Source organism: Pseudomonas sp. LB-090624, assembly GCF_003205205.1.
Lineage (GTDB): Bacteria > Pseudomonadota > Gammaproteobacteria > Pseudomonadales > Pseudomonadaceae > Aquipseudomonas.
The window spans coordinates 70,689-91,041 of record NZ_QJRL01000005.1; the positions used below are offsets into that span (position 1 = coordinate 70,689).

At 60.5% G+C, this 20,353-nt stretch carries 18 protein-coding genes and 2 tRNA genes; 14 read left to right on the forward strand and 6 right to left on the reverse strand.

Features of this window, described 5'->3' with window-relative positions; translation table 11 throughout:
* The first annotated feature begins 205 nt into the window (after positions 1-205).
* Positions 206-883: a peptidase C39 family protein gene (locus DMX11_RS07455; RefSeq protein WP_110743912.1), complete on the forward strand. Its 678-nt coding sequence runs from the start codon at positions 206-208 to the stop codon at positions 881-883.
* 54 nt (positions 884-937) lie between these two features.
* Here the strand turns inward: DMX11_RS07455 and DMX11_RS07460 are convergent, their stop codons facing one another.
* Positions 938-2,221 (reverse strand): FAD-binding oxidoreductase, encoded by a 1,284-nt coding sequence (locus DMX11_RS07460; RefSeq protein ID WP_110743913.1) that lies wholly within the window; start codon positions 2,219-2,221, stop codon positions 938-940.
* Positions 2,222-2,422: 201 nt separating this feature from the next.
* On the opposite strand from DMX11_RS07460, the gene DMX11_RS07465 reads away from it, so the two are divergent.
* The 4 genes from DMX11_RS07465 to DMX11_RS07480 all read left to right on the forward strand — a co-directional run bounded on the left by DMX11_RS07465 (position 2,423) and on the right by DMX11_RS07480 (position 4,014).
* Positions 2,423-2,499: transfer RNA gene (locus DMX11_RS07465), tRNA-Val, on the forward strand.
* Positions 2,500-2,666: 167 nt separating this feature from the next.
* A tRNA-Val gene (locus tag DMX11_RS07470) sits at positions 2,667-2,743 on the forward strand.
* Positions 2,744-2,875: 132 nt separating this feature from the next.
* Positions 2,876-3,445, forward strand: a complete 570-nt coding sequence (locus DMX11_RS07475; RefSeq protein WP_003250559.1) for an SPOR domain-containing protein — start codon at positions 2,876-2,878, stop codon at positions 3,443-3,445.
* Between the two features lie 143 nt (positions 3,446-3,588).
* Entirely contained in the window at positions 3,589-4,014 is a 426-nt protein-coding gene (locus DMX11_RS07480; RefSeq protein WP_110744086.1) for a GTP pyrophosphokinase, read from the forward strand.
* 44 nt (positions 4,015-4,058) lie between these two features.
* On the opposite strand, the gene DMX11_RS07485 is transcribed toward DMX11_RS07480, so the two are convergent.
* Entirely contained in the window at positions 4,059-4,421 is a 363-nt protein-coding gene (locus DMX11_RS07485; RefSeq protein WP_110743914.1) for a response regulator, read from the reverse strand.
* A 180-nt stretch (positions 4,422-4,601) separates the two neighbouring features.
* Here DMX11_RS07485 and DMX11_RS07490 point away from each other — a divergent pair, with 180 nt between their 5' ends.
* The 3 genes from DMX11_RS07490 (at position 4,602) to DMX11_RS07505 (ending at position 7,752) form a co-directional block, all read left to right on the forward strand.
* On the forward strand, positions 4,602-6,152 hold the full coding sequence (locus tag DMX11_RS07490) for a sensor histidine kinase (protein WP_110743915.1): 1,551 nt from the start codon (positions 4,602-4,604) through the stop codon (positions 6,150-6,152).
* Positions 6,153-6,309: 157 nt separating this feature from the next.
* A complete protein-coding gene (locus DMX11_RS07495) occupies positions 6,310-6,834 on the forward strand; it encodes a hypothetical protein (protein ID WP_110743916.1) in 525 nt (174 codons plus the stop codon).
* 519 nt (positions 6,835-7,353) lie between these two features.
* Entirely contained in the window at positions 7,354-7,752 is a 399-nt protein-coding gene (locus tag DMX11_RS07505) for an NUDIX domain-containing protein (protein ID WP_110743918.1), read from the forward strand.
* Between the two features lie 113 nt (positions 7,753-7,865).
* On the opposite strand, the gene DMX11_RS07510 is transcribed toward DMX11_RS07505, so the two are convergent.
* Positions 7,866-10,277 carry a TonB-dependent receptor gene (locus DMX11_RS07510; protein ID WP_110743919.1) on the reverse strand — a complete coding sequence of 804 codons (2,412 nt, stop codon included), beginning with the start codon at positions 10,275-10,277 and terminating at the stop codon, positions 7,866-7,868.
* A 373-nt stretch (positions 10,278-10,650) separates the two neighbouring features.
* On the opposite strand from DMX11_RS07510, the gene DMX11_RS07515 reads away from it, so the two are divergent.
* Positions 10,651-10,923: a PepSY domain-containing protein gene (locus tag DMX11_RS07515; RefSeq protein WP_110743920.1), complete on the forward strand. Its 273-nt coding sequence runs from the start codon at positions 10,651-10,653 to the stop codon at positions 10,921-10,923.
* Between the two features lie 54 nt (positions 10,924-10,977).
* Here DMX11_RS07515 and DMX11_RS07520 read toward each other — a convergent pair whose 3' ends face one another.
* Entirely contained in the window at positions 10,978-11,985 is a 1,008-nt protein-coding gene (locus DMX11_RS07520; protein ID WP_110743921.1) for a zinc-binding alcohol dehydrogenase family protein, read from the reverse strand.
* Positions 11,986-12,138: 153 nt separating this feature from the next.
* Positions 12,139-12,375, reverse strand: a complete 237-nt coding sequence (locus DMX11_RS07525) for a DUF1654 domain-containing protein (RefSeq protein WP_110743922.1) — start codon at positions 12,373-12,375, stop codon at positions 12,139-12,141.
* Positions 12,376-12,751: 376 nt separating this feature from the next.
* Between DMX11_RS07525 and DMX11_RS07530 the strand changes: the two genes are divergently transcribed.
* Both DMX11_RS07530 and DMX11_RS07535 read left to right on the forward strand, forming a co-directional pair.
* The gene (locus tag DMX11_RS07530) at positions 12,752-12,991 is read left to right on the forward strand and encodes a UTRA domain-containing protein (RefSeq protein WP_158286161.1); all 240 of its coding nucleotides are present in this window, start codon (positions 12,752-12,754) and stop codon (positions 12,989-12,991) included.
* 136 nt (positions 12,992-13,127) lie between these two features.
* On the forward strand, positions 13,128-15,236 hold the full coding sequence (locus DMX11_RS07535; protein ID WP_256590526.1) for a TonB-dependent receptor: 2,109 nt from the start codon (positions 13,128-13,130) through the stop codon (positions 15,234-15,236).
* A gap of 111 nt (positions 15,237-15,347) precedes the next feature.
* On the opposite strand, the gene DMX11_RS07540 is transcribed toward DMX11_RS07535, so the two are convergent.
* Complete coding sequence (locus DMX11_RS07540; RefSeq protein ID WP_110743924.1) at positions 15,348-16,436, reverse strand: asparaginase; 1,089 nt, start codon at positions 16,434-16,436, stop codon at positions 15,348-15,350.
* Positions 16,437-16,826: 390 nt separating this feature from the next.
* Here DMX11_RS07540 and DMX11_RS07545 point away from each other — a divergent pair, with 390 nt between their 5' ends.
* From DMX11_RS07545 to DMX11_RS07555, 3 genes are read left to right on the forward strand one after another with little or no spacing between them, the layout of a single operon-like run.
* Positions 16,827-17,786: a sugar ABC transporter substrate-binding protein gene (locus tag DMX11_RS07545; RefSeq protein ID WP_110743925.1), complete on the forward strand. Its 960-nt coding sequence runs from the start codon at positions 16,827-16,829 to the stop codon at positions 17,784-17,786.
* A 20-nt stretch (positions 17,787-17,806) separates the two neighbouring features.
* The gene (locus tag DMX11_RS07550; protein ID WP_110743926.1) at positions 17,807-19,360 is read left to right on the forward strand and encodes a sugar ABC transporter ATP-binding protein; all 1,554 of its coding nucleotides are present in this window, start codon (positions 17,807-17,809) and stop codon (positions 19,358-19,360) included.
* Positions 19,357-20,352 (forward strand): ABC transporter permease, encoded by a 996-nt coding sequence (locus DMX11_RS07555; RefSeq protein WP_110743927.1) that lies wholly within the window; start codon positions 19,357-19,359, stop codon positions 20,350-20,352. Before DMX11_RS07550 ends, DMX11_RS07555 begins: the two co-directional genes overlap by 4 nt.
* Position 20,353 lies beyond the last annotated feature (1 nt).

Consider the following 20,353-nt stretch of genomic DNA (forward strand, 5'->3'; position numbering starts at 1 on the left):
GGCAAGCCCTCGATTGGCCAGTGCTTGCCTTCCAGACACTGCTTTAGTCTAGCCCTTCGCCTGTGACGTTCCATCGAACAAAGGTCTATCTCTTGGTCCGATTCGCTCCAAGCCGCTGTCGGACTATACCCGCGCCGCTGTGGGACCTATGATCGTTTGCCAGAGCCGGGCGCTGCCTGCCTGGCGTTGAAGCAAGCGAGTGTCCATGCCGCAACATTCCTTCAAGACCGCTCACCGTCGGTGGCTGGCTGCCGTTGTCGTGGCGGCTTCACTGGCTGGCTGTGCCAGCGCGCCGCCCGCCAACCTCAAGGGCCTGCCGCAGCGGGTCGAAATCAGTAGCGTGCCGTTCTACCGTGGTAACGCCAACCATAGCGGGGCCATGGCCCTGGCGGCAGTGCTGTCGCAACAGGGTGCACCGATCACCCCGGGGCTGCTGGACAAACCGTTGAACCTACCGCAGGGGGCCGAGGCGCTGGACACCGGCATACCGCGCGTGGCGCGGGACTATGGCATGGTGGTGTACCCACTGGACAAACAGCTGGACGCGCTATTGACCCAAGTGGCGGCGGGCAACCCGGTGCTGCTGCGTTACGAAGACGGTTCGGCCTGGTGGGCCGAGCCACGCTATGCGGTCCTGATCGGCTATGACCGCTACAAGCAGCGGGTACTGTTGCGCTCGGGCATGCACCGGCGGCAGGTCATGGCGTTCGACGATTTTGCCTCGGCCTGGGCGAAGCAGGGGAGTTGGGCAGTGCTGGTGCAGCCACCCCGGCAATTGCCGGCCCAGGTGGATCGCCAGCGCTGGTTGCAGGCGGCAGATGAGCTGTCGCGGGCGGGGCAGGAGATTGCGGCCAGGCAGGCGGTGAGCAGCCTGGATAAGTAGTGTTACCTGTGCTGGTCCTGTCGCCGGCTTGCCCACGACAGGACCCTGCTGGTATCAGAAGCCCAGGCGATCTCGCAGGCTGTAGTACCAGGCACCGATGGCGCTGAACGGTACACGCAGCATCTGGCCACCTGGGAACGGGTAGTGCGGCAGGCCGGCAAAGGCGTCGAAACGCTCGGCCTGGCCACGCAGGGCCTCGGCCAGTACCTTGCCCGCCAGGTGGGTGTAGGTCACGCCGTGGCCCGAGCAACCCTGCGAGTAGTAGATGTTGTCGCCGATACGGCCAACCTGTGGCAAGCGCGAGAGGGTCAGCAGGAAGTTGCCGGTCCAGGCGTAGTCGATCTTCACGTTCTTCAGCTGCGGGAAGGCCTTGAGCATCTTCGGGCGGATGATCGCTTCGATGTTGGCCGGGTCACGCGCGCCGTACACCACGCCACCGCCGAAGATCAGGCGCTTGTCGCTGGTCAGGCGGTAGTAGTCGAGCAGGTAGTTGCAGTCTTCTACGCAGTAGTCCTGCGGCAGCAGGGTACGTGCCAGCTCCTCGCCCAACGGTTCGGTGGTGATCACCTGGGTACCGCATGGCATGGACTTGGCCGCCAGTTCTGGCACCAGGTTGCCCAGGTAGGCATTGCCCGCGACGATGATGAACTTGGCGCGGACCTTGCCCTGCGGGGTGTGCACCACTGGGTTGGCACCACGCTCGATGCGGATGGCCGGGGTTTGTTCGTAGATGATGCCGCCCAGCGACTCGACTGCGGCAGCTTCGCCCAGGGCCAGGTTAAGCGGGTGGATGTGGCCGCCGCTCATGTCGAGCATGCCGCCGATGTAGCTGTCGCAAGCCACTACTTCACGGATGCGCTTCTGGTCCATGAGCTCCAGCTGGTTGTGGCCAAAGCGTTCCCACAGGCGCTTTTGCGACTCCAGGTGGCCCATTTGCTTGCTGGTCAGGGCAGCGAACACGCCACCGTCTTTCAGGTCGCACTGAATGTTGTACTTGGCCACACGCTCACGAATGATGCGGCCGCCTTCGAAGGCCATGTGGCCCAGCAATTGTGCCTGCTTTGGGCCGACAGTGCGTTCGATGACGTCGATGTCACGGCTGTAGCTGTTGACGATCTGGCCGCCGTTGCGGCCCGACGCGCCGAAGCCGACCTTGGCCGCTTCCACGATGCTCACCTTGAAGCCATTCTCCAGCAGGAACAGGGCGCTGGAGAGGCCGGTGTAGCCGGCGCCGATGATGCACACATCGGTTTCCACCTCACCCTGCAGCGCCGGACGTGGCGGCACCGGGTTGGCCGAGGCGGCGTAGTAGGACTGGGGGTAGGGGGTGTTAGCCATGCTGCAGAAACCTCGTGTTTTATATTTTTAACGAATGTACCGATGCTATCAATAATAATAAACACCCGCTAGTCGTCTGTTGAAAATCCTTTACTGGGCCCCGACCAGCGCTTCTCTATAAAGAGGTTTAGATTCAGTAGCTTAGCGCGAAAAAAAGTGTTGACAGGGTTTTTGGAATGCGTAGAATGCGCACCACACGACAGGCACATAGCTCAGTTGGTTAGAGCACCACCTTGACATGGTGGGGGTCGTTGGTTCGAGTCCAATTGTGCCTACCAAATCGAAGAAGGGGTGATCCGCAAGGGTCGCCCCTTTTTTCATTGGCTTGTTTCGTAGCCCATGATCATCGTCCAGGCATTCCGCAGTACCTTCGAAAGGTTTTGATTTTTCTGAAAAAAACGCTTTACAGGTACGCATCCGGTCACTAATATGCGCACCACACGACAGGCACATAGCTCAGTTGGTTAGAGCACCACCTTGACATGGTGGGGGTCGTTGGTTCGAGTCCAATTGTGCCTACCAAATCCCAAAAAGGGCGATCAGCAATGATCGCCCTTTTTGCATTTGCCCACGAAGCAGCCTGTAACCTTTGGTCGCGCTTCGGCCATGGCCCGGCATGCTAGAATCCGCACCTTCGAATCTGGAGGTACACGCGTGCGCAAACTGGCTGTGGTAATGGCAGTGCTCGCCCTGGCGGGCTGTGAGAACGAGGTCGAAGGCGTGCACAAGCAGGTGGCCGAGCACCTGCACAACCCCAAGACGGCCAAGTTCGGCAACGTGCGGATCGACACCCAGGGCACCATCTGCGGCCAGGTCCGCGGCAAGGACGATGCCGGGCAGTACGAGGCCTATCGCAGCTACGTGGCGATCAAGCGCGATGGCCAGTACGACATCATTGTCGACGACACCGGCAACAACCTGCGCATCCGCGAGCTGTGCGGCGGCGCTGACCTGCAGCGCCGCGCAGAAGCGCTGGCCGACCAACCGGCACCCCAGGGCTGGGATGTTGAAGTGGTTCAGGGGGCCAACATGGGTGCCCTCAGCGATATGACTGCACGCCTGATCGAAAAGGGCATCCCGTCTTCGGTGGAGTACCGCGACGGCAAACCGGTGGTGCTGATGGGGCCGTTCCCCACCCGTGAAGAAGCGCAGGCGCGCCGGGATGAAGTGATGGCCAAGCTGGGAACTGACTCGGTGGTTATCCAGCACGGGGCAGCACGCTAAGCCCCAAGCCCGCAATTCGAAGCGGTCCTGGGCCGCGCTTGGCCGTGGAGGTCGGGCAAACCGCCGTACCAGAGCACGTGATAGACCCTGTTCACACATCTTGGCTATGCTTGGGTTGGGTGATGCTGAACGGGGAGCGCCGCATGTCTACACTGGAACGGGCCATTGCCGTGGCCGCCAGGGCGCATGAAGGGCAATACGACAAGGGTGGGGCGGCGTATATCCTTCACCCGCTACGCGTGATGATGCGGGTTGCCACACCAGAACAACGAATTGTCGCGGTGCTTCACGATGTGATCGAAGATACCCCGCTGACCCTTTCGGATCTGGCGCGTGAGGGCTTCGCACTAAAGATTCTTGCCGCCTTGCTGGCGCTTAGCCGCCGCGAGGGTGAAGCCTACCAGGACTTCGTGGTGCGCTTGGGCGATGACCCATTGGCGCGCACCGTCAAGTTAGCTGACCTTGCCGACAATAGCGATCTTTCGCGCATCCCATGCCCAGGCCCCGCCGATCTGGCACGTTTGGCCCGTTACCGGGAGGCAAGCGCCTACCTGCAGGGATTGGCCTGAGGCTCAGCCACACGCCTTTCTGGGGTCGCATTGCCAGTGGGTGATCAGGCATGCAGCAGCTTTTCAATTTCCTCCGCCACCTGCTCAAAAGTCCAGGGCTTGGGCAAAAATGCAGCCTTGCAGGGTAAGGACTCGGGCGGAATCACTGCATCGCCCGAGGTGAGCAGTACGGGAACAGCGGGCCACCTGCGCCAGACCTCCCGAGCCAGCTGCAATCCGTCCACCTTCCCTGGCATGTGGATGTCGGTGAATACCAGCTTGACGGCCGGCCCGTTGCACAGAAATGCCAACGCCTCGTCACCATTTGCGCAACATGTAATCTGAAGGGCGTACAGTGACGAAAGGCTTTCGGCAGTCAGCTCCCTTAGTAATTCATCGTCTTCGACTAGCAGAATATGGCTGGGCATGGGGCGAACTCGTGTCTCATACCCATTGGGCTGTAGCGCCTCTGCTTGGTTGCTGCCGGGCGATGAGTGGCATAGCACCTGCTTGCCCCGATTAACGTCTATGGTTTCAGGGCGATAAGCGAAACGCTGGCACGGCAGAAGTCACACTCTGTTGTCACTGCGCATCTGGATGGAGAGGTTATGCAACAGCTACCGCCGGAAGAAACTATTCGGGCTGCCTTGAAAAAATCCCATGCCAGGCTGCACCGACAGCATGAGCTGGTTGTGGAGTTCGGCGTCATGTCCCTCAAGGTGGACGACGTTGATGCTTTGCTCACCCGAGCCTGCGCCGTGGTCGCGGAAGGCATGAACACGCGTTTCGCCAAAATCCTTCAGCCGCTTGCGGACAGTGATGACTATGTCCTGTCCCATGGGGTGGGCTGGGATGAGTCTGACATCGGGCATGCGACCGTTGGCGGCGACATAGCCAGCCCGGCAGGGTATGCACTTTCCACCTACCGCCCCGTCCTGTCCAACCACCTGGGCCTGGAGGAGCGCTTTCGTACCCCGGATCTGCTGAAAAAATACGGGATCGAGCGGGCCATTAATGTCCCCATACGGGGCCCGCTGGGGCCGTTCGGTGTGCTTGAAGCGGACAGCAGCAATGGCGATGATTTCGTTGAAAGCGACCTGGTCTTCCTGGAGGGGATTGCCAACGTCATCTCCCTGGCTGTTGACCGCATTGCGACAGGCGTTAATGCACCGCATCCCGATCCCTATTCAGAAAGCTTTCTGAATGCCAGCCCTGACTGCGTGAAGATTCTGTCGCCCGATGGCGTGATTGAGTTCATGAATGAAAAAGGTCTGGAGCTCATGCACCTGGCCGCTTTACCTGACGTCAAAGGCCAGGCCTGGTCTGAGTTTTGGCCTGAGGAGTCCAAGCCGCTGGTGCAGGATGCGCTGTCCAAGGTCGCTTTAGGCGAGACGGCGAGGTTCGAAGCGTTTTTCCCGACCGCGCCGGACGAGCCCAAATGGTGGGATGTAACGGTGGCACCGATCCTCGCCGCAGACGGTCAGCTGGAAAGGCTTATCGCGGTGTCCCGAGACATTACCGAGCGTCATCAGTACGAAGATCAATTGCTATCGCTGATTGACGCCCAGAATTCCCGGCAGAATGCCAGTGACCTTTACCTGGAGGAGATACACCACCGGGTGAAGAACAGCCTGCACCTGGTGAATACATTGCTGTTGCTGCAGGCGAATCTCACGCCGGATACGGCGGTGAAGCAACAGCTGGAGACGGCGGCAGGCCGGGTGGTCACCATAGCCAGCGTGCATGAGCGTCTTTATCACTCTGCAGCAGACAAAGGCGTCATGGCAGCGGTGTACCTGAACGCATTGTTGGGCGATCTTGGCCGCGCTCTGGCTGATCGAGAAATTGTCCTCCAGGCTGACGACTTCCTGTTGCCGCCCGAGCGAATGGCACCTCTGGGCCTGGTGCTCTCTGAGCTCATCACCAATGCACTGAAGTATGGCAAAGGTACCGTTGAGGTCGTGGTCAAGCACGCTGGGGATCATGCCCGCCTGACGGTGAAGGACGAAGGCCAGGGATTTCCTGATACCTATCCGAAACCCACGGGCACAGGCCTGGGAATGCGGCTGGTCAGAAGCTATTCCGGGTATGGAAGCTCAGCGGTGACGGTGGAGCGACTGGACGGCAAGAGCTGCATTCATGTGCGTTTCAAACTCTAGGCTGCGGGTGAATGTGGCAATGGCGGTGGGGTTCGGGATGTGACTGAAGGGGGCGCCACTGCATCTCGCAATGAATTTTCAGGCGCGGCACCGTTCTACTGCAGACAGTCGGTCATCACTCATGCCCCAGGCGTGAACGACGTTCAGGAGCAGTGCAGTGCCTCGAATCATCACGCCGGAAACCCCAGAACATGAGGTCGCCGAGCGCAATGCCAGAATGTTCGGTTCACCCAAGGAACGCCTGGATTTTTACCGCAGAGAGATTCAATACGAAACCAGTATTCTGGCCAACCGAACGGACGCCTACTTGGCTGCGCAGTCCTTTCTGGTCATCGCGTTCGTTTCATCCATGGGTAACCTGAACCAGAGTTGGGGAGAGATGTTCACCCTGATGGTGCCGGCCTTCCTGGCGTTGTTGGGCATCCTCAGTTCTCTGAATGCCTGGCCAGGCATTCGTGCAGCTTATCGAATCATCGAGCATTGGCAGCTGAAACAGAGCCATCTGCTGCGCAGCGAACCGATGATGGGCTTGGCCTATGATGAGTCGCCGCTGTTCTGCGAGGCGGAGACATCGCAGGCGGGGCATCGCAAGTCCTTGCTGTTTTCCCTCCGCACGCCATGGATCTTCCTTGTATTCTGGGTGCTGCTTGGGAGTTACTCGGTTTACATTCAACTGGCATGATCGGCTGCTTGCGCCTGCGCAGCGACCTACTGACCGCCACCCAGGTGGATCCAGCTGCTGTAGCCCGAGATCAATGCCGGGGGAAGGTGAGGCAACCCGCGCCTGATTTCCCTTAATGCATCTGGGCTTCGAACCCACTCCGTCAACCACGCTATCAGCAACGGCTGAGTCATGGGGCAGGGCGCTACTTGCTGTTCAAGCTCGTCAGCTATCTGGGCGAGGAGTGCCAGGTATCCGTCGAGCTCGGCAATCTGATTTACCATGTTTTTCGACCTCGTTCAGTTTCTGATGTGAGCGTTTGTGTCTTCCGACCCGCAGCAAGGGTTACAGGTTGTCGGCACTCTGTCGGCCCCTTCAACCTCTATCTGACTCAGACAACTAGTGCCGGCTTCGATATCCCCAGATGTTGGCTGTGCCTATCAGGTTGAACGAGTCGTCATCAAGGTGAGTCTTCAGGGAGTCAGTCTCCAGTCGCTACAACGAGACGGATATGAACCTATTGACGAGCTGAGTGTGTGCATGCGGGACAAAAAGGCGCGTAAGGTCAAGATCAAGGCCAGGGCAACGATCATCTGTCTTCGAAGTGGCAGAATTCTCTTGGTCAGGAAAAAGAGCCGGAAATGGAATTTTCCTGGCGGTCTCATCGAGCCGGGAGAGTCGCCTCTTGCAGCCGCTGCCCGGGAACTCCATGAAGAAACGTCCATTGCGGGCCATGGCTTGCTTCCTCTGTGCACTGTTCAGGTCGGGTTGACTGTGCACCACGTGTTCACCACGCATTTCGATGATGAAGAAAGGCCCATGGCTCGCAACGAGATCGTGGCTTGCAAGTGGGTGCTCAGAGACAAGCTGAACCCATCGATGCTGAATGCAACAGCCGCTGGGCTGCTATCGACTCAATTGCCAGCGCTGATTGCGTAGAACTTCTTTCAAGCCCCTGGCCAGGACGTTTGCCAGGGTCCTGGAACTAGAGCATGCATCAGCGCTGGCTGATCGGTTGCGCGATGAGCGGCCCCATTTCAGCAGGCGATGACTCAGAACGCGTATACCAATGTGGCGGTGGCACTACGCGGCGACCCATACCATCCACGTGCGCCGATGGCGGTGTAGTAGGTCTTGTCGAAGACGTTGTTGAGGTTCAACGAGACGCTGGTTTGAGGGGTGAACGCGTATTGCGCCATCAAGTCGACGATGCTGTAGGGATCTTGGGTAAACGTCTCGCCATTTGGGCCAGCCCCCTTGTAGTACTCGCGCCCCTGCCAGCGCACACCGCCGCCCACCTTCACCTGCGGCAGCGCCTGTAGACGGTAGGTGGTGAACATTTTAAGGGTGTCTCGCGGTACCTCAGTGTTCAGGCGGTCGCCATCGGAATCCTTGCTGACGGCATAGGTGTAGCTGGCCGATACCTGCCAATCGGGAAGGATCTCGCCGGCCACTTCCATTTCGAAACCGCGCGTCTTGGTACCCGATTCGGCACGGTAGGCCTGGTCGCCGTTCGGCGCCGGATTGTCGCCATCTGCAACCGCGAAGTTATCTTGCTGTACTTCGAAAATGCTGAATGCAGTATTCAGACGCTTGTCCCAGAACTCGCTTTTCAGGCCCAGCTCGTAGTTCACACCCTCCAATGGGTCGATGTAACTGCCAGAGACGGTCTGTTTGCTCTGTGGTTTGAAAATGGTGGTGTAGCTGGCGTAAGCCGACCAGTTGTCGTCGAGGTCGTACACCAGGCCAAGGTACGGCGTGACAACCCCCGTCTCGCTTCGCGAGGTGCGGCTGGTGTCGCCGCTGGATAGGGTGGTCGAGGTTTCATCACGTTTCCAGTCGATTACCCGTGCCCCGGTGATGAGCGACAGATCGTCGGCCAGGCTCCAGCGCACCGAGGCGACCAAACCATCCTGGGTTTCATCTAGGGCGTCTTGCGTCGACTTGGTGTGAATGGCCTCCGGGATCGCCAGCGATCCGTCCCAGCTGTTGATGTCGTCGATGGTCTGGTATGACCACAGCGGGTAGCCGTCGTTACGGTAATAGGCCCTGTAGTGACTGGCCCCAAGATAAGCCTGGTGCTCGCGGGCGAACAGTTCAAAAGGGCCTGCGGCTGACAGGTCGAACGAGGTCTGACGCGGCTCGCCCGCCCAGCGCCCTGTCCAGGTAGTGATGCCACTGCCGTCGGGGTTGACGGTGCCGCTGGCTGCGGTAGCGAAGGCGTCGTCATAGCTGCGGCGGTTGTGCTCGGCATTGAGCTTCAACTGCCAGCCGTTGTCCAGCTGATGCTCCAGTGTGGTGAATACCGTCTTGGTGCGACGCTTGTGATAACTCCAGTCCGAGGCGGAGTTGAACGAGCGGGACGGGCTGAAGTGACTGCCGTCGGAGTTGTACATCGGGAAACCGTGGTTACCGGCACCGTCGTTGTCCATCTCCTGGTATTCCGCGCCCACTGTAAGCATCGTACTTTCAGTGATGTCCCATTCCAGTACCCCGTAGAACGCTTGCTTTTCCAAGGATTGGCGGTCGACGTAGCTCTGGCTGTTGGTGTTCGACGCGACGATCCGCCCGCGTAAGCTGCCGCTTTCCGACAACTTGCCAGACATGTCCAATTCCTGGCGGTAGTCGTCCCAGGAACCAGCCTTGAGGGTCAGTTTCCGTTGCGTTTCCAGCGTCGGCTTCTTGCGAATCAGGTTGACCGTCGCACCAGGATCGCCTGTGCCGGACATCAGCCCTGTGGCACCCCGTACCACTTCTACCCGGTCATAGGACACCATGTCGGCGAGGTCGTCCCGGAACCCGTAGCTATCGGGCCTGTTGATACCATCCACCTGGATGCTGTCTACCTCGAAACCGCGCACGTAGATATGGTTTGCATCACTACCAGCAGGGCCCATGCTGTCAACGACTACACCCGGGGTTTGTTCAAGCACCTGGGCAACGCTGTTGAGGTTCTGATCTTCGATCTGCTGGCGTGTGATCACACTGACGGATTGTGGCGTTTCACGGTGCGAGAGTCGTAGCCCGGTCGCGGTATTGGCCGAGCCTGTGGTGTAACTGCCGGTGCCTTCAGTGGTGGCACCCAGCCCGGCGCTGGAAATCGTCGTGGCGGAAAGCTCCATCAAGCCGTTCTGGCTTGGGCGAACCACGCTGTAGCGGTTGCCACCCGCCTGTTGTACCTGCAGGCCGCTACCTTCCAGTAGTTGAGCGAAACCTTGTTGCAGGTCGTAATTGCCTCGCAACCCCTCGCTGCGCAACCCGGCTACGTCCTCACTGCTGAAGCTGACCGCCACTCCGCTGGCACTCGCAAAGTGGTTCAGGGCATTGGCCAGAGACCCTGCCGGAATGCTGTAACTGACAGCGTCCGCGTGGACACTGGTAGCCGCTAGCAAAGACCCTGAGAGACTGAACGCCAGTGCAGCTCGGCGAATGCTGATAGCGGTAGACGACAAACAAGCGGACATCCATTGACTCCAGTTTGTAAGGAAAGCAGGCCTCCAATAGGAAGTGTAATGATAATGAGAACACTTCCCATAAGGCGGCGTGATATTCTTTCCTTGAAGTCGCAGTGTCAATGAATGTTTTTCGGTTTGGATGGCTCGCCACACGTTTAGAGCACGAGCTCAAGAGGCCCCACCACATCAACGAGGGCTAAGCGAGGATCTTCACGTGCATCAAAATCTGGCCAGGCCTGCGCTGCATTGCCCGGGCGTGAACGCCGTTGGCGCCCTTGAGGTGAGCCACGTCCTGCACCATATCGTCGCTGCGCACATAAAGTGAACGACGAGAGCAGGGGGCGGGTCGGATCGTTAACTGTCACCAGAAAGGATGTTAGCGATGAAAGCGATGACCCGACTGTTCACTGGCCTTGCCATTGTTGGCGCACTGGCAAGCACTTCAGCGTGGGCAGACCAGCCTGGCGCTGACTGGAAGGTAACCAAGGACCAGGCTGAGGCCACCCTGAAAGGCGCCGGCTACACGCAGATCACCAAGATCGAGGCCGATGATGGTCATTGGGAAGGTGAGGGGTTGAAAGCTGACGGCAAACAATATGAGTTCCAGGTCGACCCACACGATGGCAAAGTCATCAAGGACGAACTGGATAACTGATTACGCGCCATGCAAGAGAGCCCGCGCGATCACGCGGGCTTTTTTGAGCATGGATCAAAACCCTTCCAGGACAATCTTGCCTCGGGCCTTGCCGCTTTCGATCAAAGCGTGGGCACGTTTGAGATTGTCGGCGCAAATGCGTCCGAGATGCTCCCCAACAGTCGTTTTCAGTACCCCTTCATCGACCAGTTGCGAAACCCGTTCGAGAAGTTGGTGCTGCTTGACCATGTCGTCGGTTTTGTACAGCGAGCGGGTGAACATGAGCTCCCAGTGCAATGACAGCGATTTGCGCTTGAGTGGCATGACATCCAGCTGCGCGGGGTCATCGATCAGCGCGAGCTTGCCTTGTGGGCGAAGCACTTCCACCAACTGCGGCAAGTAGGTGTCGGTGTGGGTCAGACTGATCACGTAATCAACAGACGTCAGCGCGAGCTCTTCGAGCTGAAGCGGGATCGACTCAGAGTGATCGATCACATGATGGGCGCCCAGCGCTTTCACCCAGCTTTGCGTCTCGGGCCTGGACGCGGTGCCTATGACGGTAAGCTGCGTCAACTGCCTTGCCAGTTGTACCAGGATCGAGCCTACCCCACCCGCAGCCCCGATGACGAGAAGGCTCTGGCCTGCGCCGCCATTTTCTGCTACTGCCAAACGGTCGAACAGCAATTCCCATGCAGTGATGGAGGTGAGTGGCAAAGCGGCAGCACCGGCATTGTCCAGGCTGCGAGGCTTGTGGCCGACGATGCGCTCGTCCACCACATGGAGTTCGCTATAGCTGCCAGGTCGGTCGATGGCTCCGGCGTAGAACACCTCGTCCCCAGGGCTGAAAAGCGTGACCTCCGAGCCCGTCTCGCGGACAACACCGACCGCATCCCAGCCAAGAACCTGCGGTTGCTCACCACCACGGCTGGCCCGGATTTTCGTATCGACCGGGTTGACGGCAATAGCCCGGACTTCGACGAGCAGATCACGGGCGCCGAGGATTGGCTGCGGGAGTTCCGCGTCATACAGAGACTGGGCGTGCTGGATAGGTAACCCGGGTTGGGAGTAAACGATAGCCTTCATGGCACTACCTCTATCTGATTCGAAAGTGGGCCTAGGCTATTCGCTTCTATTCCCTCGAAAAACAGCCTCAAAGCAGTAAGACTTTGTCGCTTGGAGTGAAAGTGGCGGCAGTGCACGGATGCCACTGGCAGACCGGCGACTGCGCATGCGTGGTCAGTCTTCCTTTGGCACGGTCCAGAAAATCTGCACGCCGCCATCGTCACGGTGGGCGAGGGTGACATTGTCGTTCTCGGCGATTTCTTCGAGCAAGGTTTCCCAGTCGTCCGGGCTTTCCTGTTCCAGGCGGAAGATCAGCGCCGCGCGGCTGCGCTGGGCGGTGGGGCTGTTGATGATCTTCTGGATGCGTACACCCAGCTGTTCATAGCTGCTCGGGGTGGCGGTGCTGGACACAGGAGTTTCCTTGTTGTGCTGTATGTGCGTACAGTATTTGAGTGTAAGTAATTTCGCAACAGCTTGTCAGGTGAAAGCTGCGTTCAGGCCTGCGTGGAGCCATGCGCGGTTGTGTCCAGCGTAAGCCACCACTTACACCGGCGAGGCGCCGTTACCCAGGCTGCGGCGGTGCAGTGGTGCCGCGCACGACCGGTTCGATCGGCAGGCATTCGCTGTGCGGCGGTTGCCCGCTGCGGATCCACTGCCACAAAGTCTCTGCTGCCCGCTGGCCCAGTAGCCCAGGAAAGTGCGCCCATTGAGTTGCATGCTTACCACCGCTTGGTCTTGACGTTGTGCGCGTGCAGGTGCTCGTATTGGCCTCGAGCGGCAGCCCGAGGTGTTGCCCAACACCCTGTACCGGTTGTACCAGCAGCGCTTTGGCGCGACGGTCGCCCATGCCCAGGAGCGGATCTTTGCCATTAGCGCCGATGCCAGCCAGGCGCAGGCGCTGGGTATCGCAACTGGGGCGCCGCTGCTGCAGATCGTGCGTACCGCCCTGGATTACCAGGGCAGGGCGATCGAAAAGCGGGTGTCTGTGGTCAGCACTCAAGGCCATTGCTACATCAATCGAATTTAGTGCCCGTTCCCGGCAAACCGGGCGCCCAAAGGTGCAGCGCAGCTGAGAGGTTTCGCGCTGTACGTGTGGGCGCCTGACCTGCCGACGACGAGCTGCGAAGCGGCCCTGAAGGCCGCTGGGTTTATGGAAGTTTTGAATGTATCCGCTTGTTTTACGCTTACCCGCCCATTGTGGGCGGTTGGTTTTTCTGACATTGGGCATCAGTGCCCCGTGCCATGCCGCTGCCGAGGGTTCCAATGCACTGTTGATCGACCCAGTGGTAGTCACCGGCGTCTACGCGCCGACCAGCTCCTTCGACCTGCCGTTTTCGGTCGACACCGTCGACCTGTCCCGTGGCACCGATGGCCAGCTTGGCGTCAACCTGTCGGAGGTGCTGACCAAGGTCCCAGGGCTGGTGGTGCAAAACCGCCAGAACTATGCCCAGGACCTGCAGGTTTCCTCGCGAGGTTATGGCGCACGCTCGGCATTCGGTGTGCGCGGCATCAAGCTGATCAGTGATGGCATCCCGGCCAGTACCCCCGACGGCCAAGGGCAGGCGGCTACGCTGAACCTGGACGTGGCCGAGCGCATCGAGGTGTTGCGCGGCCCGGCCGCCACGCTGTATGGCAGCAACGCCGGCGGGGTGGTCCAGATGTTCAGCCGCGATGGCCAGGGCCCGGCCCGTGTGGGGGCCGAAACCACGTTCGGCAGCGACGGCTTCAACAAGAACCACCTGTCCGCCGAGGGCGGCAACGACGCTGCCGGGTTCGTGCTGGATGCCTCGCGCATGGACACCGATGGCTACCGCGACCACAGTGCCGCGCGCCGTGACCAGACCTTCGCCAAGGTCAACTTCAAGCCTGATGACGATTCGCGCATGGCGCTGATCTACAGCAGCCTTGAACAGAACAACACCCAGGACCCGCTAGGACAGACCTGGGAGGCCTACAAGCACGACCCGCGTTCCACCGCCGCAGCGGCGCAAACCTACAACACGCGCAAAAGCATCGACCACCAGCAGGTGGGCATGAACTACGAGCGCTACTTCGGCGACGCTACCTTGCAGTTCAACCTGTACGCGGGGCAACGCAGCGTCGTGCAGTATTTGTCCATTCCAAGGTCGGTGGCCTCCAACAGCCAGCGTGGCGGCGGCGTGGTCGACTTTGACCGTGAGTTCCATGGCGGCACCCTGCGCTGGATCCAGCCGGTTGCCAACGTGCCTGGCGACCTGACCTTCACTGTGGGCGCCGATTACGATCAGAGCAAGGACGAGCGCCGCGGCTACCAGAACTTCAGCGGTGACCAGCTGGGCGTGAAAGGCGAACTGCGGCGTGACGAGCAGGACACCGCCACCAGCCTGGACCCTTACCTGCAGGCGCATTGGGAAATCGGCAACTGGACCAGCGAACTGGGGCTGCGCTACAGCACCATGAACATGCGCGTCGATGACCATTACCTGGTAAACGGCGATGCCAGCGGTTCGAAAAAGTATCAGCAGGCCACGCCTTCGCTGTCGGTGATGTACGCGTTCACGCCAGACCTGCGTGGCTACGTGAGCGTTGGCAAGGGCTTCGAGACGCCCACCCAAGCCGAGATGGCCTACGCGCCGGGGGAAGTCGAAAGCTTCAACTTCGGGCTCAAGCCCGCTACCAGCCGGCAGTATGAAATGGGTGTGAAGTATCGGCTGAACGAACGTACGCGGCTGAATGCGGCGCTTTATGAGATTCATACCGATGACGAAATTGTCGTGGCCAGCGCTACCGACGGCCGCACCAGCTACCGCAATGCCGGGCGTACCCTACGGCGAGGCTTCGAGGCGAGCCTGCAGAGCGACTTGAATGCGCAGTGGCAGGCTACCGTGGTGTACACCCGCACCGATGCACGCTACGCCGAGGATGTCAGCCAGGCCATCGAAAGTGGTAACCGGCTTCCAGGTGTGCCGTTGGACAACCTTTATGGCGAGCTGGTGTGGAAGCCTGCTGCGTCGGTGAGCATGGGGATTGAAGGGCAGTACCGCAGCAAGGTGTATGTGGACGACAGCAACGACGCCAAGGCAGCACCGGCATACGCGGTGTTCAACTGGCGTACACGCTTTGAACAGCATGTGGGGGCATGGACGTTCCACCAGCTGGTGCGGCTAGACAACCTGTTTGACCGGCAATATGTGGGGTCGGTGATTGTCGGGGATAGCAACGGGCGTTACTACGAGGCTGCGCCTGGGCGCTCGTGGTACGCAGGGGCTGGGTTGGCGTACCAGTTCAGGTAGCCGCCAACATGCTGGATGTTTTACCCACACCCATGTGTCAGCGGCGCAGCTCGCTACCTGGGCGGCAAGGGATGGCCGGTGCACAGGGGCACCGGCCGACCCATTTTGCAATCAGTACTCCCAGAAGATGCGCTGCAGCTCTTTGCTGTCCTGGGTCTTGGTCATCGCCACCATCGCAAGGATCCGCGCCTTCTGCGGGTTCAAGTCATGGGCCACGACCCAGTCGTTCTTGTCGTCCGGCTGTTCGGCGTTACGCAGCACGAAACCACCCTGGTTGACGTGCGACGAGCGAATGATCTGCACACCGTTCTTGCGCAGTTCCTGCAGCGCCGGCACCACCCGCGACGACACCGAACCGTTGCCGGTGCCGGCATGGATCAGCGCTTTGGCGCCGTTCTGTGCCAATGCCTTGTAGGCGGTGTCGGTGACGTTGCCATAGCCATAGGCGATGTCCACCTGCGGCAAGCTGCTGATCTGCTTGATGTCGAACTCGGAGTTGACCGTGTGGCGCTTGGCCGGCAGGCGGAACCAGTACGACTTGCCTTCCACGACCATGCCCATCGGGCCCCAGGCGCTCTTGAACGCTTCGGTCTTGATGTTGACCGACTTGCTGACGTCACGGCCGGACTGGATCTCGTCGTTCATGGTCACCAGCACGCCCTTGCCCCGCGACTGCTTGTCGCCTGCAACGGCCACGGCATTGTAAAGGTTGAGCATGCCGTCGGCGGACATGGCGGTGCCCGGGCGCATCGAGCCAACCACCACGATCGGCTTGTCGGTCTTCTCGACCAGGTTGAGGAAGTAGGCTGTTTCTTCCAGGGTGTCGGTGCCGTGGGTAATGACGATGCCGTCGACATCCTTGCTATCGGCCAGCTCGGCGACGCGTTTGCCCAGTTTCAGCAGGTCGTCGTTGCTGATGCTTTCCGAGGCGATCTGCATGACCTGCTCGCCGCGCACGTTGGCAATGTCGGCCAGTTCCGGGACGCCGGCAATCAGTTTGTCTACGCCCAGCTTGGCAGCCTGGTAGGTGGCGCTGTTGGCGGCGCTGGCGCCGGCACCGGCAATGGTGCCGCCGGTGGCGAGGATGACCACGTTGGCCAGCTTTTGCTGGTTTTCGGCTTCCTTGGCGGAGGCGGTGGCGGGCAGGATCAGCAGCAGCGCGAGCGCGCTGGGGGCGAAGGTTTTAAGTGCGGCATTCATCGTTATTGTTCTCTCTCTTTCCGGTGAGATGATTATTGAGTCGCCCAGGCTTCAAGGCATCTTTCGTACCAAGCCGGTATGCGCTGCTTGCACAGTGGCAGCCTGCCATCGGTAAAGGGGAGCATTGCCCCGGGAAATCGGCGCTTCGGCACAGGCAGTTGGGTGTGTTACGCGGCCCATTACGACGGCAGGCTGCTTCTGCGACGTTCGTAAATCCGAACAAGCATAGGAAAAGGTGTTCGGTTTTTCGGAAAAATCTGGATAATCAGCAGCAGAAGTCGTTGGCCTCCGACAGCCAAACGGATTTGACAAACCACGGTCCTGTTTCCATAGTTAGGTACCGCAAACGTTTGCGATCCGATAAAAAAACAAGATTCGGAGTCATCGTCCATGAAACTGCCGTTCCCCGGTCGTCTGCTCGTCCTCGCTGTCCTTTCCTCGTTGTCATTCGCCCTGCCTGTGTCGGCCGCCCACGCCGAAGAAAAGCCCAAGGTCGCTCTGGTCATGAAATCGCTGGCCAACGAGTTTTTCCGCACCATGGAAGACGGCGCCAAGGATTACCAAAAAGCCCACGCTGATGATTTCGACCTGATCGCCAACGGCATCAAGAACGAAACCGACACATCCGAGCAGATCCGCATCGTCGAGCAAATGGTCAACTCCGGCGCCAAGGCCCTGGTGATTGCCCCGGCCGATTCCAAAGCATTGGTATCGGCAGTGAAGAAGGCCATGGACAAAGGTGTGGTGGTGGTCAATATCGACAACCGCCTGGACCCTGAATTGCTCAAGAGCAAGGGCATCAGCGTGCCCTTTGTCGGCCCCGACAACCGCAAGGGCGCACGTCTGGTCGGTGATTACCTGGCCAGCCAGAAGCTCAAGCCCGGCGACCAGGTCGGCATCATCGAAGGTGTGCCGACCACCACCAACGCCCAGCAGCGCACCGCCGGCTTCAAAGACGCCATGAACGCTGCACAGATGAAAATCGTGTCGGTGCAAAGCGGCAACTGGGAAATCGACAAAGGCAACGCCGTCGCCGCCTCCATGCTCAACGAGTACCCCGACCTGAAGGCCCTGCTGGCCGGTAACGACAGCATGGCGCTGGGCGCCGTGTCGGCCGTTCGTGCTGCTGGCAAGGCTGGCCAGGTGCAAGTGGTGGGCTACGACAACATCAACGCCATCAAGCCGATGCTCGCCGACGGCCGTGTGCTCGCCACCCTCGACCAGGCTGCCAGCCAACAAGCCGTATTCGGTATTCAGGCGGCATTGAAAATGGTCAATGGCGAAAAACCTGACGTGGATGCCGACAACGTGATCCAGACCCCGGTCGAACTTATCACCAAGAAGCCCTGACACTGCCTGGAGAAACGGCCATGCCTGCATCGGCCAATGAAGTAGTGCTAGCCGCCAGCGGTTTGGGCAAGACCTACGCCCAGCCGGTGCTGGGCGAGGTCAGCCTGACCCTGCGGGCCGGCGAAGTGCTGGCCCTGACCGGCGAAAACGGTGCGGGCAAGAGCACGTTGTCCAAGCTGATCAGCGGCCTGGAAACCCCCACCACCGGGCAGATGGTCTATCGCGGGCAGGCCTACGCGCCGGCCAGCCGGCGAGACGCCGAGCGCCTTGGGGTGCGCATGGTCATGCAGGAGCTGAACCTGCTGCCTACGCTGACGGTGGCTGAGAACTTGTTCCTCGACAACCTACCCAGCCGCTTTGGCTGGATCAGCCACAAGCGCCTGCGCCAACTGGCGACGGCCGCGATGGCCCAGGTCGGCCTCGACGCAATCGACCCGGATACACCGGTTGGTGAGCTGGGCATCGGCCATCAGCAAATGGTCGAAATCGCCCGCAACCTGATCGGTGACTGCCATGTGCTGATCTTCGACGAACCCACCGCCATGCTCACCGCACGTGAGGTGGAGCTGCTGTTCACCCAGATCGAGCGCCTGCGCGAGCGTGGCGTGGCCATCGTCTACATCTCGCACCGCCTGGAAGAGCTGCAACGCGTGGCCCAGCGCATCGTCGTGCTGCGCGACGGCAAGTTGGTGTGCGACGAACCTATCCAGCGCTACAGCAGCGCCGAGCTGGTCAACCTGATGGTTGGCCGCGAGCTGGGCGAGCATATTGACCTTGGCCGCCGGCAGATCGGCGCACCATTGCTCAAGGTCGACAGGCTCAGCCGTGGTGACAAGGTGCGTGAGGTCTCGTTCGAGGTCAGGGCAGGGGAGATCTTCGGTATCTCTGGCCTGATCGGTGCCGGGCGCACCGAGCTGTTGCGCCTGATCTACGGCGCCGACCGTGCCGAAAGCGGCAGCATTGCACTGGGCCAGCCCCCGCAGCCCATCTCCATCGATTCGCCCAAGGCTGCGGTCAGGGCCGGTATCGCGCTGATTACCGAAGACCGTAAGGGCGAAGGTCTGCTGTTGACTCAGTCGATCAGCGCCAATATCGCCTTGGGCAACCTTGGTGCCGTGTCGCGGGCCGGCATACTCGATGGCGAGGCGGAGAAGGCCCTGGCCGAGCGGCAGATCCGGGCCATGCGCATTCGCAGTGCCGGCGCGCAGCAAATCGTCGGTGAGCTGTCTGGCGGCAACCAGCAGAAGGTGGTGATCGGCCGCTGGCTTGAGCGCGACTGCCAGGTGCTGCTGTTCGACGAACCCACCCGTGGTATCGACGTTGGCGCCAAGTTCGACATCTATGGCCTGCTGGCCGAACTGGCACGCCAGGGCAAGGCGCTGGTAGTGGTGTCCAGCGACCTGCGCGAGCTGATGCTGATCTGCGACCGCATTGCGGTGCTGTCTGCCGGCCGTCTGATCGACACCTTCGACCGTGATCACTGGAGCCAGGACCAGCTACTGGCCGCTGCCTTTGCTGGTTACCAGAAACGTGACGCACTGCTGCATGAGGCAGCCCCCAGGATGAACGCATGAAAACCACCCCGCTCGACAGCCAAGGCGCCGCCCCCGTGCGCCGCAGTGGCACTTATTTTGGCCTGGGCACCTACTTGGGCCTGGCCGGCGCCTTGCTGGCGATGATCGTGCTCTTCTCGTTCCTCAGCAGCCACTTCTGGTCGTACAACACCTTCAGCACCCTGGCCAACCAGATCCCCGACCTGATGGTGCTGGCGGTGGGCATGACCTTCGTGCTCATCATCGGCGGCATCGACCTGTCGGTGGGTTCGGTGCTGGCCTTGGCCGCCTCTACGGTGAGTGTGGCGATTCTCGGCTGGGGCTGGGGCGTGCTGCCTTCGGCGCTGTTGGGCATGGCCGTGGCCGCGCTGGCGGGCAGCATCACCGGTGGCGTTACCGTGGCCTGGCGCATCCCGTCGTTCATCGTTTCACTCGGTGTGCTGGAAATGGCCCGCGGCCTGGCCTACCAGTTCACCGACTCGCGCACCGCCTATATCGGCGATGCCTATGCCTGGTTCTCCAACCCGGTGGCCTTTGGCATTTCGCCGGCGTTCGTGATCGCCTTGCTGGTAATCGTGCTGGCCCATCTGGTCCTGACCCGCACGGTGTTTGGCCGCTACCTGATCGGCATCGGCACCAACGAAGAGGCCGTTCGCCTCGCGGGTATCGACCCGCGCCCATACAAAGTGCTGGTGTTCGCCCTGATGGGCCTGCTCGCCGGTCTGGCCGCGCTGTTTCAGATTTCCCGGCTGGAAGCGGCCGACCCCAATGCCGGCTCCGGCCTGGAGCTGCAGGTGATCGCCGCCGTGGTGATCGGCGGCACCAGCCTGATGGGCGGGCGCGGCTCGGTCATCAGCACGTTCTTTGGGGTACTGATCATTTCGGTCCTGGCTGCCGGGCTGGCCCAGATCGGTGCCAGCGAACCCACCAAACGCATCATCACCGGGGCGGTGATCGTCATCGCCGTGGTGCTCGACACTTACCGTAGCCGGCGTGCAGGCCGGCGGAACTGAC

Bases quoted from the DNA above. Each gene is read 5' to 3' on its own strand.
- DMX11_RS07550 (WP_110743926.1), top strand. From the start codon at position 17,807: ATGCCTGCATCGGCCAATGAAGTAGTGCTAGCCGCCAGCGGTTTGGGC.
- DMX11_RS07555 (WP_110743927.1), top strand. From the start codon at position 19,357: ATGAAAACCACCCCGCTCGACAGCCAAGGCGCCGCCCCCGTGCGCCGC.
- DMX11_RS07460 (WP_110743913.1), bottom strand. From the start codon at position 2,221: ATGGCTAACACCCCCTACCCCCAGTCCTACTACGCCGCCTCGGCCAAC.
- DMX11_RS07490 (WP_110743915.1), top strand. From the start codon at position 4,602: ATGCAACAGCTACCGCCGGAAGAAACTATTCGGGCTGCCTTGAAAAAA.
- DMX11_RS07480 (WP_110744086.1), top strand. From the start codon at position 3,589: ATGTCTACACTGGAACGGGCCATTGCCGTGGCCGCCAGGGCGCATGAA.
- DMX11_RS07485 (WP_110743914.1), bottom strand. From the start codon at position 4,421: ATGCCCAGCCATATTCTGCTAGTCGAAGACGATGAATTACTAAGGGAG.
- DMX11_RS07515 (WP_110743920.1), top strand. From the start codon at position 10,651: ATGAAAGCGATGACCCGACTGTTCACTGGCCTTGCCATTGTTGGCGCA.
- DMX11_RS07535 (WP_256590526.1), top strand. From the start codon at position 13,128: ATGTATCCGCTTGTTTTACGCTTACCCGCCCATTGTGGGCGGTTGGTT.
- DMX11_RS07540 (WP_110743924.1), bottom strand. From the start codon at position 16,436: ATGAATGCCGCACTTAAAACCTTCGCCCCCAGCGCGCTCGCGCTGCTG.
- DMX11_RS07520 (WP_110743921.1), bottom strand. From the start codon at position 11,985: ATGAAGGCTATCGTTTACTCCCAACCCGGGTTACCTATCCAGCACGCC.
- DMX11_RS07455 (WP_110743912.1), top strand. From the start codon at position 206: ATGCCGCAACATTCCTTCAAGACCGCTCACCGTCGGTGGCTGGCTGCC.
- DMX11_RS07505 (WP_110743918.1), top strand. From the start codon at position 7,354: ATGCGGGACAAAAAGGCGCGTAAGGTCAAGATCAAGGCCAGGGCAACG.
- DMX11_RS07545 (WP_110743925.1), top strand. From the start codon at position 16,827: ATGAAACTGCCGTTCCCCGGTCGTCTGCTCGTCCTCGCTGTCCTTTCC.
- DMX11_RS07510 (WP_110743919.1), bottom strand. From the start codon at position 10,277: ATGTCCGCTTGTTTGTCGTCTACCGCTATCAGCATTCGCCGAGCTGCA.